Below are 13,210 nucleotides of genomic sequence, written 5' to 3'. Positions count from 1 at the left end.
ACGCGCTCAGACCGGCTGGCCCTGAACACCCCGGAGCAAAGCCGCCAGTGCGGCAGGCTCGCTGACCATCGGATCGTGTCCGGTCGCCATCTCGATCACCGACCAGCCCGGTTCGCTGCGCACACGCTGGCGCATCACGGCGATCGTCGGCAGCGCGGGCGATGTGCAATCGATGAAGGTCCTCGGCAATGCCGCCACACGCGCGGCGTCGAAGTCCAGCGGCTGCAGGTAGACGGCCAGCGGCTGGGGCCTCTGGCGGCGGTTGACCCAGTCGCGGTCCGCGCCGGTCAGGCCAAACACGCTGGCGTCGGGCGGCGGAAAGCTGATGCCGCCGCTTGGCGCGGCCGCATCGATGCGCGCCTGCCGCGTTTCGGGCGTGTGCTGGCTGCTCCAGCTCTCGCCGGGGTGTGGGGTCACGGCGTCCAGGTACACCAGATGCACGAGCAGACCGGGGCGCTCGCGCTGCAGCCGGTGTGCCACCCCGGTGATGACGATGCCGCCGTAGCTGTGGCCCACGAGCACCACGCGCTGCAGCTCTTCGGCCTCGATCAGTCCGATCACGTCCTGGATGTGGGTGTTGAGGTCGATGCCGGGGCCCATGAGGTGCGCGCGTTCGCCCACGCCGGTGAGCGTGACCGCATGGGCTTCAACGCCGGCAGCCCGCAGCAGGGGCAGGACACGGCGCCAGCACCAGGCGCCGTGCCAGGCGCCATGCACCAGAACGAAAGCGGAGCTTGCGGAGGCAGCAGGTGCATTCATGGTCGTTCTCCAGGACAATATCGGGTTCTATTTCCGCCCGATTCTGCACTGCCTTCTTGTCGATTCATCATGCTGCCGCACCAACTCGAACTGCTCTCCCCCGCCCGCGACGCACACATCGGCATCGAGGCGGTGAACCACGGGGCCGACGCGGTCTACATCGGCGGGCCGTCGTTCGGCGCGCGCACCAGTGCCGACAACTCGGTGAAAGAGATCGCCCGCCTGGCGAAATACGCGCACCGCTTCGGCAGCCGCATCTTCACGACGATGAACACCATCCTGCACGACGACGAACTGGAGCCGGCGCGCAAGCTGGCCTGGCAGTTGTACGACGCGGGTGTCGACGCGCTGATCATCCAGGACATGGGCCTGCTGGAAATCGACCTGCCGCCGATCCAGCTGCACGCGAGCACGCAGACCGACATCCGCACGCCCGAGAAAGCGCGTTTTCTGCAGGACGTGGGCCTCTCCCAGATCGTGCTGGCGCGTGAACTCACGCTGCAGCAGATCGCACACATCCGCGCCGCCACCGACCCGGAGCGCTGCACGCTGGAGTTTTTCATCCACGGCGCCCTCTGCGTGGCCTACAGCGGCCAGTGTTTCATCAGCCACGCCCACACCGGGCGCAGCGCCAACCGCGGCGACTGCTCGCAGGCCTGCCGCCTGCCCTACGAAGTGAAAGACAGCCAGGGCCGCATCGTCGCGCACGACAAACATGTGCTCTCGATGAAAGACAACAACCAGAGCGACAACCTGCGCGCCCTGATCGACGCCGGCGCGCGCAGCTTCAAGATCGAAGGCCGCTACAAGGACATGGCCTATGTGAAGAACATCACCGCGCACTACCGGGTACTGTTCGATCAGATCCTGGAAGAACGACCCGAGCTGGCGCGCGCGTCCAGCGGCGAGTGCACTTTCAGCTTCCAGCCCGACCCGGACCAGAACTTCAACCGCGAGTTCACCGACTACTTCGTGCAAGGCCGGCAGGAAGACATCGGCGCCTTCGACACGCCCAAGAACCCGGGCCGCCCGATCGGCTATGTGACCCAGGTTGGCCCCAACTTCGTGGAACTCGAGACCGACGACCCGGCCACGGTGATCCACAACGGCGACGGCCTGTGTTACCTGGATCTGCAGAAGGAACTGACCGGCCTGCAGATCAACCGGGCGGAGTCGGCTGGCAAACCGGGCCTCTGGCGCGTTTTCCCCAAAGACGCCATGGACAGCTTCAAGGACCTGCGCAAGGGTGTGCAGGTCAACCGCAACCGCGACATGGACTGGGTGCGCGGGCTGGAGAAAAAATCGGCCGAGCGGCGCATCGGCGCCTGGCTGAAGCTGGATCAAACACCCGAAGGCCTCAGCCTCACCGCCACCGACGAAGACGGCCACAGTGCCACCGCCACCCTGCCCTGCACACTGGCGCCCGCCAAAGACCCGGCCCAGGCCGATGCCAGGCTGCGCGAGGGTCTGGCCCGCCTGGGTGAGACCATCTTCGAACCCATCAATGTGACGTTGAACCTCTCAGGCCCGCGCTTCGTGCCCGCCTCGCTGCTCAACCCGCTGCGCCGCGAAGCCATTGAAGCCCTGGAAGCCGCGCGCGCTGCCGCATGGACCCGCCTGCCCCGCACCCAGCCGGTGGAGCCGCCCGTGGCCTACCCGGAAGACACGCTCACCTACCTCGCCAACGTGTTCAACCACAAGGCGCGTGACTTCTATGCGAAACACGGCGTGAAGGTGATCGCTGCGGCCTACGAAAGCCACGAAGAAGCCGGCGAAGTGAGCCTGATGATCACCAAACACTGCGTGCGTTTCAGCCTGAGCCTGTGTCCCAAACAGGCCAAGGGCGTGACCGGCGTGCAAGGGACGGTGAAGGCCGAGCCCATGCAGCTCATCAACGGCAACGAGAAACTCACCCTGCGCTTCGACTGCAAACCCTGCGAGATGCACGTGGTGGGCAAGATGCGGCCCTCGGTGCTGAAAGCCGGGCAGACCAGTCCATTGAAGTTTTACCGGACGCGACCGGGCCAGGCGAGCCCGGTCTGAACGACACCGCTTGCTCTCAACTCCCAGCGCCACAAGCGTTGGCATCGTGTCGTCACACTTGAATACCAAGGGTTTCTGCTAGCTACCGGATTGCCGATGTGCAGTATATTGCCTGTCAACAAGCCGCGAAAGTGCGGCTTTTTTAGGCACTTTAATTCCAGTCTTCTACCACCAAACCCCTTCCGAGTGGTGGGGGCAGGCGCCCCGCACAGGGTGAAGGTCGGCTGCATCAGTCTTCAAGACTAAATAGTTTAGACATCAAGTACGGGTAATTCACTATCCACACGGCCGCAGCACCCGCATACATTGAGCCGGTCCATACACACCACCCACAGGAGACAAACCATGACCACCCGCCGACTGATCCTCACCCGCAGCGCCGCCGTGATTGGCGCCGCATCCACCGGCCTGCTGTTGCCCCAGATCGCCCTGGCGCAATCCGACAAGGTGCGCGTGGGCTTCATGCTGCCTTACACGGGCACGTTTGCGCAGCTCGGCGTGGCGATCGAAAACGGCTTCCGCATGGCACTTGACGAACAGGGCGGCAAGCTGGGTGGCCGCGAAGTGGAATTTTTCAAGGTGGACGATGAGTCCAACCCGGCCAAGGGCATCGAAAACGCCAACCGTCTGGTGCAGCGCGACAAGGTCGACGTGCTGGTGGGCACGGTGCACTCGGGCGTGCAGATGGGCATCCACAAGGTGGCGCGCGACAGTGGCGTGCTCAGCCTGATCCCCAACGCCGGTGTGCACGTGGCCACCCGCGCCCAGTGCGCACCCAATGTGTTCCGCACCTCGTTCACCAACTCCCAACCCACGCTGGCGCTGGGCAAGGCCATGGTGGATCGTGGCCACAAGAAAGCGGTCTGGATCACCTGGAACTACGCGGCCGGCGAAGAAGCCTACGAAGGCTTCGAACAAAGTTACACCGCCGCGGGCGGCACCATCGTCAAGAAGCTCGGCCTGCCCTTCCCCAACGTCGAATTCCAGGCCCTGCTGACCGAGATCGCCTCGCTCAAGCCCGACGCCGTGGCCTGCTTCTTCGCCGGCGGTGGCGCCGCCAAGTTCCTGCGCGACTTCCATGCGGCCGGCCTTTCCAAGAACATCCAGCTCTACGGTTCGGGCTTCCTGACCGAAGGTGTGCTCGAAGCCGCCGGCCCGGCCGCCGACGGCGTGCTGACCACCATGCACTACAGCGATGCGCTGGACACGCCGCGCAACAAAAAATTCCGCCTCGACTACGCCAAGACCTTCAAGACCCAGCCCGACGTGTACGCCGTGCAGGGTTACGACACCGGTCTGCTGCTGGTCAAGGGCGCCAACGCGGTCAAGGGCGACCTGTCCAACAAGAAGGCGCTGTACGCCGCCATGGAAGGCGCGACCATCGACAGCCCGCGTGGCCAGTGGACCATGAGCAAGGCCCACAACCCCATCCAGGACATGTACCTGCGCAAGGTGGAAAACAAGGAAAACAAGGTCATCGGCATCGCACAAAAAGCTGTGGCCGACCCCGCCACCGGTTGCCGCATGGGCTGATTCCGGCCCGGTGTTCCTGTCTTCGGTCCGCGCCTTTCGGGGCGCGGACCCTCTTTGCGCCCACGCCCCGAACCGATGGACTTCGCCAACTTCCTGATCCAGTTGCTCAACAGCCTGCAATACGGCCTGTTGCTGTTCATGCTGGCCGCCGGCCTGACGCTGATCTTCGGCATCATGGGCGTGGTCAACCTGGCGCACGGCAGTTTCTACATGCTGGGCGCTTACCTGGCCTGGTTTCTGGCTTCGCAGTTCAACAGCCTGGTGCTGGCCATCGTGGTCGGCACGCTGATCGCCGTGGCGCTGGGCTGGGCGCTGGAATGGCTGCTGTTCCGCCACTTCTACCAGCGCGACCACCTCGACCAGGTGCTGCTCACCTTCGGGCTGATCTACATCTTTGAAGAGGTGCGCTCCATCCTCTGGGGCGACGACGTGCACTCGGTGCAGGTGCCCGAACTCGTGAACTGGTCCATTCCGCTGACCGAGAACCTGTCTTACCCGGTCTACCGGCTGGTGATCTCGGCGGTGTGCGTGGCGCTGGCGCTGGGCCTGTATTTTCTGATCTCCAAAACCCGGCTGGGCATGAAGATCCGTGCCGGTGCCTTCAACCGCGAAATGACCGAGGCCCTGGGCATCAACATCCGCCTGATCCACGGCGTGGTGTTCGCACTCGGCGTGGCGCTGGCCGCCATCGCCGGCATGATCGCCTCGCCGATCTCCAGCGTCTACCCCGGCATGGGCAGCTCGGTGCTGATCATGTGTTTCGTGGTGGTGGTCATCGGCGGCATCGGTTCGGTGCGTGGCGCGCTGGTGGCCGCGCTCATGGTGGGCCTGGTGGACACCTTCGGCAAGGTGCTGATGCCGCAGATCGCCGGCATGGCCGTCTACATGCTGATGGCCGGCGTGCTGCTCTACAAGCCGGAAGGCTTGTTCAAACAATGAACACGGGCACCCTCGCATGAGCTCCCCCAAAGCCACTCTGGAAATCCTGCCCAAGGGCGTGCAGGCGCTGCTGGCGCTGGGCGCGATCGCGCTGGCGGCCTTCCCGCTGATCCCGTCGGACAGCTCGGACTTCTACCTGCAGATGCTCTCGCAGATGATGATCCTGGCCATCTTCGCCATGAGCCTGGACCTGTTGCAGGGCGTGACCGGCCTGGTCTCGCTCGGCCACGCGGCCTATTTCGGCCTGGCGGGTTATGCCCTCGCCTTCCTGACACCGGCCGACGTGCCCGTGAGCCTGTGGTGGTCGCTGCCCGTGGCTGCGCTGGGTGCCGGACTGGCCGCCCTGGTGATCGGCTTCTTTGTGGTGCGCACCCACGGTATCTACTTCATCATGGTCACCATGGCGTTCGCGCAGATGGTGTTCTTCCTGTTCTTTGACAACAAGGAACTGGGTGGCTCGGATGGCCTGTACGTGAACTTCCGGCCCGACGCCAGCCTCTTCGGCTGGACCGGCATCGACCTGGAAAACAAGACCACGTTTTTCTACTTCACGCTGGCCATGCTCGTGGGCATCTACGCCTTCCTGCGCCGCCTGCTGTTTTCACCCTTTGGCCGCGTGCTGGCGGGCATCCGCGTCAACGAGCACCGCATGCGCGCTGTGGGCTACGGCACCTTCGGCTACAAGCTCGCGGCCTTCGGCCTGGCCGGCACATTGGCTGGCGTGGCGGGCTACCTGTGGGCCGCGCAGACCGGTTTCGTGAACCCCGAACTGATGGGCTTTCACATGAGCGCACACGCCATCATGATGGTCATCCTCGGCGGTATGGGCAACTTCGCGGGGGCCATCGTCGGCGCCTTCGCCTTCGAATATGTGATGCATTTCTTCAAGGACCTGACCAAACACTGGCAGTTGCTCATGGGCAGCTTCATCGTGCTGGTGGTGGTGTTCGCGCCACGTGGTCTGCTGGGCCTGGGTGAGCGCTTCATGAAAAAGAAGGACGCGGCATGAGCGAGTTGCTGCTTTCAGCCCAGAAGCTCGTCAAGCGGTTTGGCGGCCTCGCCGCCGTGAACGAGGTTTCCGTGGACCTGTTCCGCGACCGTATCCACGCCGTGATCGGCCCCAACGGCGCGGGCAAGTCCACCCTGACCAACCTGCTCTCGGGCGACCTGCCCCCGACCTCGGGCCGCATCACGCTCAACGGCGCGGAAACCGCCGGCCACAGCCCGGAGAGTATCTCCCGCCTGGGGCTGGGCCGCAGCTACCAGAAGACCAACATCTTCCTGCCCTTCACCGTGTGGGACAACGTGCGCCTCGCCGCACAGTCGCGCGAACGCCATGCGCCCTGGAATCCGCTGCGCTGGCTCAGCGCCGCCGCCGGCATGACCCAGGTGAACCAGCGTTGCGAGCGCGCCATCGAGCTCGCGGGCCTGACGCAACGCAGCCAGACCGTGGCCGCCACCATCAGCCACGGTGAACAGCGCCAGCTCGAGATCGCCATGACGCTGGCGACCGAGCCCACTGTGCTGCTGCTTGACGAACCCCTGGCCGGCATGGGTCAGGCCGAGGCCGAAAGCATGATCGCCCTGCTGCAGAAGCTGAAGAAAGACCACGCCATGATGCTGGTGGAGCACGACATGGACGCCGTGTTTTCGCTGGCCGACCAGCTCACCGTGATGGTCAACGGCCAGGTGATCGCCAGCGGCACACCGGCCGAGGTGCGCAGCGATCCGCTGGTGCAAGCCGCCTATCTGGGCGAGGAACACTGAACATGAGCAATGCGCTGATTCAAGCCACCGGCCTGCACACCCACTACGGCGCCAGCCACATCCTGCGCGGCGTGGACTTCACCGTCGGCCAGGGCCAGACCATCGGTCTGATGGGCCGCAACGGCATGGGCAAGACCACCCTGCTCAAGTCGCTCATGGGCATCGTCAAACCCAGCGGCGGCGGCGTGCTGATCAAGGGCCGGCCCATGACGGGTGCCCCGACTTTCGAGATCGCGCGTCAAGGTATTGCTTATGTGCCCGAAGGCCGCGGTATCTTCGGCAACCTGAGCGTGAAGGAAAACCTGGTCATGTCGGCCTGCGCCGGCACCAAAGGCCAGCGCGACTGGACCTACGACCGCGTGCTGGAAACCTTCCCGCGCCTGGCCGAGCGCCTGAACCACGGCGGCCAGCAGCTCAGCGGCGGCGAGCAGCAGATGCTGACCATCGGCCGCGCGCTCATGACCAACCCCGACGTGCTCATCCTCGACGAAGCCACCGAAGGCCTGGCGCCGCTGATCGCGCGCGAGATCTGGCGCATCTGCGGCCTGATCCGCGAAAGCGGCATCAGCAGCGTGATCGTGGACAAGAACTGGAAACACGTGACCCAGATCACCGACCGCAACGTCATCCTCGTCAAGGGCGAGGTGGTGTTCGAAGGGAGCTCAGACGAACTGCTTTCAAAGCCTGAGTTGCTGGAGCAATACCTCGGGGTCTGAACCTCAGAGCAGCGGCCGCAGTTCGCGCGCCGCGTCCAGCAGCAAAGGCAGCAGATCACCGCGCATCACATCGGGCGCCAGCCGCTCGGGCGAAGCCACCACATTGAGCGCCGCCACGGTCTGGCCTTTCATGTTTCGCAGCGGCACGGCCAGCGCGTGCACGCCCAACTCGTGTTCCTCGCTGGCAACCGCGAAGTCGTCGGCCCGCACCCGGGCCACGATGGCGCGGAAGGCCTTGTGGTCGATGGTTGTTTTGGGGGTCAGGCGTGGCAGTTCGTGGCCCTTGAGCCAGGCGCTGAATTCGGCGCGCGGCAGCGCGGCCAGCAACACGCGGCCGGTGGAGGTGGCGTGCACCGGCAGGCGCGCACCCAGGTGCAGGCCGTAGGCCATCAGACGCTGGCCGCCGACCGAGGCGCTGCGCGCCACGATCACCACCTCGTCACCGTCCAGCACCACGGCGGAGAACGATTCGCGCGTCTGCGCCGCCAGCCGGTTGAGCGTGGGCTGAAGCAGGCGCGGCAGCCGGGCCGAAGCGAGGTAGCTGCCCGAGAAGCGCAATACCTTGGCCGAGAGCCAGTAGTGAGTGCCGTCGCTGTCGAGGTAGCCCAGGTGGGCCAGCGTGAGCAGGTGGCGCCGTGCGGCGGCGCGCGTGAGGCCCGCGCGTTCGGCCGCCTGCGTGGCGTTCAGGCGCTGGCGCTCGGTGTCGAAGCTCTCGAGCACGGCCATGCCTTTGGCCATGCCCTCGATGAAATCGGCTTTGGCGATGCTCATGCAGTTGCTCCCGAAAAAGTCCTGCGCGATCATCGCACATCACAACCAGTGATCGCGCAGTGTCGATAGACGGGTATGTTCATATGCGGCTCGGGAACCTACAGTGCACATATCCCCTTCCCCACAACACTGGAGACATCCATGCGCACCCAGGTAGCCATCATCGGCGGCGGCCCTTCCGGCCTCATGCTTTCCCAGCTCTTGCACCTCAAGGGCATCGACACCATCGTGCTGGAACGCCAGAGCCGGGAATACGTGCTCTCACGCATCCGGGCCGGTGTGCTGGAGCACGGTTTCGCCGCGCTCATGCGCGAGGCCCAGTGCGGCGAGCGCATGGACCGCGAAGGCGAGATCCATGACGGCTTCCTCATTTCCGACAACGGCAAGATGAGCCGCGTGGACCTGCACAAGTACAGCGGCGGCAGTTCCGTGGTGGTGTACGGCCAGACCGAACTGACCCGCGACCTGTACGAAGCGCGCGACAAGATAAACGGCGTGGTGATCCACAACGCCGAGGATGTGCAGCCGCACGACCTGAAGAGTGACAAGCCCTACGTGACCTACCGGGCGGGCGACGAGGTGGTGCGCATTGACTGCGACTACGTCATCGGTGCCGACGGCTTCCACGGCGTGAGCCGCAAGTCGATTCCGCGCGACGTGCTCAAGGAATACGAAAAGGTGTACCCGTTCGGCTGGCTGGGCGTGCTCTCGCGCACCAAGCCGGTGTCGCCGGAGCTGATCTATGCCAAGCACGAGCGCGGTTTTGCGCTGTGTTCGCTGCGCTCGCAGGTGCTCAGCCGCTACTACATCCAGGTGCCGCTGACCGACACCGTCGAGGACTGGTCCGACGACAAATTCTGGGAAGAGCTCAAGCGCCGCCTGCCAGCCGACGTGGCCGCACAGCTGGTCACCGGACCATCGATCGAAAAGTCGATCGCGCCGCTGCGTTCGTTCGTGGCCGAACCCATGCGATACGGCAACCTGTTCCTGGCCGGTGACGCGGCCCACATCGTGCCGCCCACCGGTGCGCGCGGCCTGAACAGCGCGGCGTCCGACATCTATTACCTCTATCACGCTCTGGTTGCGCACTACAAGGACGGCGACGATGCCGGCCTGGAGAACTATTCGGCCAAGGCGCTGGCGCGGGTCTGGAAAGCGCAGCGCTTCTCGTGGTGGATGACCACGATGCTGCACACCTTCCCGGACAGCATCGCCTACGACCAGAAGCTGCAGCAGACCGAGCTGGAGTACCTGTTCTCGTCCGAGAAGGCGCAGGGCTCGCTGGCGGAAAACTACGTGGGCCTGCCGTTCTGAACCACGGAGACCGATGCTGTCACCCGCAGGCTGGCCGAGAGGCCGGCTTCCGGGTTACAACCGGGCCAGGCCAGCGTCCGCTGGCCGTGATGCGCTGACCACCAATGGACGCCATGGCCCAGATTCCTGCAACTGCTACCTCATTCGCCGCGGCAACCGCGGCCCCCCTCAAACCATTGCGCGGTGTGCGCGTGCTCAGTCTGGCGCTGAACCTGCCCGGCCCGGCCGCGCTGATGCGCCTCAAGGCCATGGGCGCCAACTGCCTCAAGGCCGAGCCGCCCGGACCCAAGGGTGCGCCCGCCGGCACCAGCGGCGACCCGATGGGCCAGTACAACCCGACCGCCTACGCCGCGCTGCACGACCGCATCAAGGTCATCACCATCGACCTCAAGTCCGACAAGGGTCAGGCGCGGCTGCACAAGGAACTGGCCCGCACCGACCTGCTGCTCACCTCGTTCCGCCCTTCGGCGCTGGTCAAACTGGGCCTGGGCTGGAAGGCGCTGCACAAGTCGTATCCGCAGCTCTCGGTGGTGGCCATCGTCGGCGCACCCGGCGTGCGCGCTGAGGAACCCGGTCACGATCTCACCTACCTGGCCGACGCGGGGCTGATCACGGGGCTGGACCTGCCCGCCACGCTGTTCGCCGACATGGGCGGCGCCCTGATGGCCAGCGAGGCGGTGCTCCAGGCGGTGCTGGTGCAGAAAACCAGCGGCAAGGGATCGTTCCAGGAAGTGGCGCTGAGCGATGCCGCGGCCTGGCTCGCGCTCCCCCGCACCTGGGGCCTGACGCAACCTCAGGGCGCCGTCGGTGGCGCGCACGCGGGCTACCGCGTCTACCCCTGCAAGGGTGGTCGCGTGGCCGTGGCGGCGCTGGAGCCGCACTTTGCGGCCTCGCTCTGCGCCGCCGGTGACGTGGTGTTCGAGGGCATGGGCACGATGTTCAAGCCGGACACCCACGCCGCCATGGCCCGCTTCCTCGCGGGCAAGACGCGCCCGCAGCTCGACAAGCTGGCCATCGAGAAAGACATCCCGCTGCACACGCTGGCGGCCTGAACGCTTTCACACCGCCAGCGCGAAATCCACCGCCGCCATGGCGTGCAGTGCGGTGGTGTCGAAAGTGGGCAGGCAACTGTCCTGCGGGCCCACGATCAGCGGCAGCTCGGTGCAACCCAGCACCACGCCCTGCGCGCCGCGCGACTTCAGGTCGGTGATGCAGCCGCTCAGCCAGGCGCGCGAGCTCTCGCTGACTTCGCCCTGGCACAGCTCCTCAAAGATGATGCGGTGGATCTCGGTGCGTTGGGCTTCGTCGGGCAGCACGCAGCGGATGCCGCGCTCCCGCAGCCGATCCACATAGAACGCCTCTTCCATGGTGAAGCGCGTGCCCATCAGGCCCACGGTATCCAGCCCCTGCGCAAGGATCGCATCTGCCGTCACGTCGACGATGTGGATCAGCGGCACGTTCACATCGGCCTGCACCTCGGGCGCGAGCTTGTGCATGGTGTTGGTGCCGATCAGCAGGCACTGCGCACCCGTGTCCTGCAGGCGGCGCGCGGCCTGGCGCAGGATGGCGGACATGCCCGCCCAGTCGCCCGCGCGCTGGCGCTGGGCAATGTCCTGAAAGTCCAGGCTCACCAGGTTCAGGCGAGCGCTGCTCAGTCCACCCAGTCGCAGGGCAACCTCGCGGTTGATCAACTGGTAATAGAGGATGGTCGACTCCCAGCTCATGCCGCCGATCAGGCCAATGGTTTTCATGTGTGCTCCAAAGCTTCGTGGTGAATGCAAGGAGTGTGCGGGGACGGCCGCAGAACAGGCTTGCGTTTTTGGCTTTGTAAATGGCTTAATGGAGAAGAAAATTCTATGAATTCATATGAAAAAGAAACTGGATTCGATTGATCGGCAAATTCTTGCGATCCTGCAGCGTGACGCAGAAACACCGCTGGTCGACATGGCACAGGCGGTCAACCTGTCCACCACGCCCTGCTGGCGGCGCATCCAGCGGCTGCGCGAGAACGGCTTCATCACCCGCCACGTGGCCCTGGTCGATCCACTGAAGATCAACCTTGGCGTCACGGTGTTTGTGGCGGTGCGCACCAACCAACACAGCCAGACCTGGTTTGAGAGCTTTCGCGACGCTGTGCGTGACATTCCCGAAATCGTTGAGTTCTACCGGATGAGCGGCGACGTGGACTACCTGTTGCGCGTGGTGGTGCCCGACATCGCTGCCTACGATCTGGTCTACAAGCGGCTGATCCGCTCGGTCGATCTCTCGGACGTGAGCAGCAGTTTCGCGATGGAAGAGCTGAAATTCACCACCGCCTTGCCGCTGGACTACGCGGATTGAACGCTCAGCGCCCGGGCTCGGGGTTGATCACCTGCCGCGCCCAGCCGGGCAGCGGATCGGCCTGCCAGCCCAACTCACCACTGCGCAAGCGCGCCACCAGCCGTGGCGGCTGGAACACCTGCTCCGGCGGCAGCGAGGTGTCGTAGAGCAGCGCCAGATCGGCACGCCGCACGGCCACGCCCAGATGGTGCACGGTGCGCGGATAGCGCGCAAGGATGCGTTCGGGTGGCACCGGATGGCCGCCCTCCTCCACGCGCTGGCTCACGCGACCCAGCAACTGCTGCGGGTCGTCCACGCAAACCACCATCAGCACCACCGCAAAACCGGTGCGCTGGGCGGCGGACATCAGGTCGAGCTTGGAGGTGTGTGAGAACACCGTTTCGCTGGCGAATGAGCGCCCTTCGGCCAGACACTGTGCCCGCCGGGCATCGGCCCACTGGCGTGCCTGGCGCGAGCGTTCGGCCAGATCGCCCACATGGTGCAGATGACCCGCTTCGTACAGGTCGGCGTTGACGAACTCGGCCTCCGCGGGAATCAGGCCCTGCGCCACCGCGCCCCGGTACAACGTGGACTTGCCCGCCCCGTTGGGGCCAGCCAGCAGATAAAAAACCGGGGCAGCCAAACCGCGGATGGTTTCTGCCGTGTCAGGCGGCGCGCGGCAGTGCGGCGTCGGCCATCTTGCGGTTGGTGCTCACGGTGCCTCTCACCGCCTGCACCAGCCGACCGCTGGCTTCGGCGTCCACAAACCGCGCCTCGATGGCGTCCAGCGATTCGTCCAGAGCCCCGCCACGCTGGCGCGCGTCGTAGCGGGCGATGGCCTCGCGGGCTTCTTGCACCGTGAGGCCGGTTTCATCGGCAATGCGACCCAGGGTGGCCCAGTATTCGATCTGGCCAGCGACCGAACGGCGCTGCGGCTGGGCCGCTTCCCTGGCCTGCTTCACCAGAGCGGTGGGCAGTTTCACGGAAGAAAACGGGCTGGCAACGTGGGGCATGGAAAAACTCCTGTTTGGCGCATTTTGCGCCATTTT

14 protein-coding genes are annotated in these 13,210 nt (G+C 65.2%); 9 read left to right on the top strand and 5 right to left on the bottom strand.

What is annotated here, in order from left to right; genetic code table 11:
• Nucleotides 1-6 precede the first annotated feature (6 nt).
• Nucleotides 7-759: an alpha/beta fold hydrolase gene (locus AC0GNO_RS03085; protein WP_472889278.1), complete on the bottom strand. Its 753-nt coding sequence runs from the start codon at nt 757-759 to the stop codon at nt 7-9.
• 69 nt (nt 760-828) lie between these two features.
• Between AC0GNO_RS03085 and AC0GNO_RS03080 the strand changes: the two genes are divergently transcribed.
• The 6 genes from AC0GNO_RS03080 to AC0GNO_RS03055 all read left to right on the top strand — a co-directional run bounded on the left by AC0GNO_RS03080 (nt 829) and on the right by AC0GNO_RS03055 (nt 7,757).
• Nucleotides 829-2,802, top strand: coding sequence for a peptidase U32 family protein (locus tag AC0GNO_RS03080; protein ID WP_472902897.1), 1,974 nt, complete (start codon nt 829-831; stop codon nt 2,800-2,802).
• 345 nt (nt 2,803-3,147) lie between these two features.
• The gene (locus tag AC0GNO_RS03075; RefSeq protein ID WP_472889280.1) at nt 3,148-4,335 is read left to right on the top strand and encodes an ABC transporter substrate-binding protein; all 1,188 of its coding nucleotides are present in this window, start codon (nt 3,148-3,150) and stop codon (nt 4,333-4,335) included.
• 75 nt (nt 4,336-4,410) lie between these two features.
• Nucleotides 4,411-5,274 carry a branched-chain amino acid ABC transporter permease gene (locus tag AC0GNO_RS03070; RefSeq protein WP_472902896.1) on the top strand — a complete coding sequence of 288 codons (864 nt, stop codon included), beginning with the start codon at nt 4,411-4,413 and terminating at the stop codon, nt 5,272-5,274.
• A gap of 16 nt (nt 5,275-5,290) precedes the next feature.
• Nucleotides 5,291-6,283, top strand: a complete 993-nt coding sequence (locus tag AC0GNO_RS03065) for a branched-chain amino acid ABC transporter permease (RefSeq protein WP_291188151.1) — start codon at nt 5,291-5,293, stop codon at nt 6,281-6,283.
• Nucleotides 6,280-7,041: an ABC transporter ATP-binding protein gene (locus tag AC0GNO_RS03060; protein WP_472889283.1), complete on the top strand. Its 762-nt coding sequence runs from the start codon at nt 6,280-6,282 to the stop codon at nt 7,039-7,041. Before AC0GNO_RS03065 ends, AC0GNO_RS03060 begins: the two co-directional genes overlap by 4 nt.
• Nucleotides 7,042-7,043: 2 nt before the next feature.
• Complete coding sequence (locus AC0GNO_RS03055; RefSeq protein ID WP_472902895.1) at nt 7,044-7,757, top strand: ABC transporter ATP-binding protein; 714 nt, start codon at nt 7,044-7,046, stop codon at nt 7,755-7,757.
• Between the two features lie 3 nt (nt 7,758-7,760).
• On the opposite strand, the gene AC0GNO_RS03050 is transcribed toward AC0GNO_RS03055, so the two are convergent.
• The gene (locus AC0GNO_RS03050; protein WP_472889285.1) at nt 7,761-8,528 is read right to left on the bottom strand and encodes an IclR family transcriptional regulator domain-containing protein; all 768 of its coding nucleotides are present in this window, start codon (nt 8,526-8,528) and stop codon (nt 7,761-7,763) included.
• A 141-nt stretch (nt 8,529-8,669) separates the two neighbouring features.
• Here AC0GNO_RS03050 and pobA point away from each other — a divergent pair, with 141 nt between their 5' ends.
• Nucleotides 8,670-9,842: a 4-hydroxybenzoate 3-monooxygenase gene (gene pobA / locus AC0GNO_RS03045; RefSeq protein ID WP_472889286.1), complete on the top strand. Its 1,173-nt coding sequence runs from the start codon at nt 8,670-8,672 to the stop codon at nt 9,840-9,842.
• 113 nt (nt 9,843-9,955) lie between these two features.
• The gene (locus AC0GNO_RS03040; RefSeq protein ID WP_472902894.1) at nt 9,956-10,894 is read left to right on the top strand and encodes a CoA transferase; all 939 of its coding nucleotides are present in this window, start codon (nt 9,956-9,958) and stop codon (nt 10,892-10,894) included.
• Between the two features lie 6 nt (nt 10,895-10,900).
• Here AC0GNO_RS03040 and AC0GNO_RS03035 read toward each other — a convergent pair whose 3' ends face one another.
• Nucleotides 10,901-11,593 (bottom strand): aspartate/glutamate racemase family protein, encoded by a 693-nt coding sequence (locus tag AC0GNO_RS03035; protein ID WP_472902893.1) that lies wholly within the window; start codon nt 11,591-11,593, stop codon nt 10,901-10,903.
• 127 nt (nt 11,594-11,720) lie between these two features.
• Between AC0GNO_RS03035 and AC0GNO_RS03030 the strand changes: the two genes are divergently transcribed.
• Nucleotides 11,721-12,182, top strand: coding sequence for an Lrp/AsnC family transcriptional regulator (locus tag AC0GNO_RS03030; protein ID WP_472902990.1), 462 nt, complete (start codon nt 11,721-11,723; stop codon nt 12,180-12,182).
• Between the two features lie 4 nt (nt 12,183-12,186).
• Here AC0GNO_RS03030 and AC0GNO_RS03025 read toward each other — a convergent pair whose 3' ends face one another.
• Together AC0GNO_RS03025 and AC0GNO_RS03020 are read right to left on the bottom strand one after the other, a co-directional pair.
• Nucleotides 12,187-12,804 carry an AAA family ATPase gene (locus AC0GNO_RS03025; protein WP_472902892.1) on the bottom strand — a complete coding sequence of 206 codons (618 nt, stop codon included), beginning with the start codon at nt 12,802-12,804 and terminating at the stop codon, nt 12,187-12,189.
• A 22-nt stretch (nt 12,805-12,826) separates the two neighbouring features.
• Nucleotides 12,827-13,174, bottom strand: coding sequence for a TA system antitoxin ParD family protein (locus AC0GNO_RS03020; RefSeq protein WP_472889290.1), 348 nt, complete (start codon nt 13,172-13,174; stop codon nt 12,827-12,829).
• Between the last annotated feature and the right edge of the window lie 36 nt (nt 13,175-13,210).

The organism is Hydrogenophaga sp. L310 (assembly GCF_055703065.1).
Note: the sequence above shows the minus strand (reverse complement) of the source record. Positions and strands in the feature narration are given on the sequence as shown.

Coding starts and splice junctions, on each gene's coding strand:
- AC0GNO_RS03085 (WP_472889278.1), bottom strand. CDS start 759: ATGAATGCACCTGCTGCCTCCGCAAGCTCCGCTTTCGTTCTGGTGCAT.
- AC0GNO_RS03050 (WP_472889285.1), bottom strand. CDS start 8,528: ATGAGCATCGCCAAAGCCGATTTCATCGAGGGCATGGCCAAAGGCATG.
- AC0GNO_RS03080 (WP_472902897.1), top strand. CDS start 829: ATGCTGCCGCACCAACTCGAACTGCTCTCCCCCGCCCGCGACGCACAC.
- AC0GNO_RS03055 (WP_472902895.1), top strand. CDS start 7,044: ATGAGCAATGCGCTGATTCAAGCCACCGGCCTGCACACCCACTACGGC.
- AC0GNO_RS03070 (WP_472902896.1), top strand. CDS start 4,411: ATGGACTTCGCCAACTTCCTGATCCAGTTGCTCAACAGCCTGCAATAC.
- AC0GNO_RS03040 (WP_472902894.1), top strand. CDS start 9,956: ATGGCCCAGATTCCTGCAACTGCTACCTCATTCGCCGCGGCAACCGCG.
- AC0GNO_RS03075 (WP_472889280.1), top strand. CDS start 3,148: ATGACCACCCGCCGACTGATCCTCACCCGCAGCGCCGCCGTGATTGGC.
- AC0GNO_RS03035 (WP_472902893.1), bottom strand. CDS start 11,593: ATGAAAACCATTGGCCTGATCGGCGGCATGAGCTGGGAGTCGACCATC.
- AC0GNO_RS03060 (WP_472889283.1), top strand. CDS start 6,280: ATGAGCGAGTTGCTGCTTTCAGCCCAGAAGCTCGTCAAGCGGTTTGGC.
- AC0GNO_RS03020 (WP_472889290.1), bottom strand. CDS start 13,174: ATGCCCCACGTTGCCAGCCCGTTTTCTTCCGTGAAACTGCCCACCGCT.
- pobA (WP_472889286.1), top strand. CDS start 8,670: ATGCGCACCCAGGTAGCCATCATCGGCGGCGGCCCTTCCGGCCTCATG.
- AC0GNO_RS03065 (WP_291188151.1), top strand. CDS start 5,291: ATGAGCTCCCCCAAAGCCACTCTGGAAATCCTGCCCAAGGGCGTGCAG.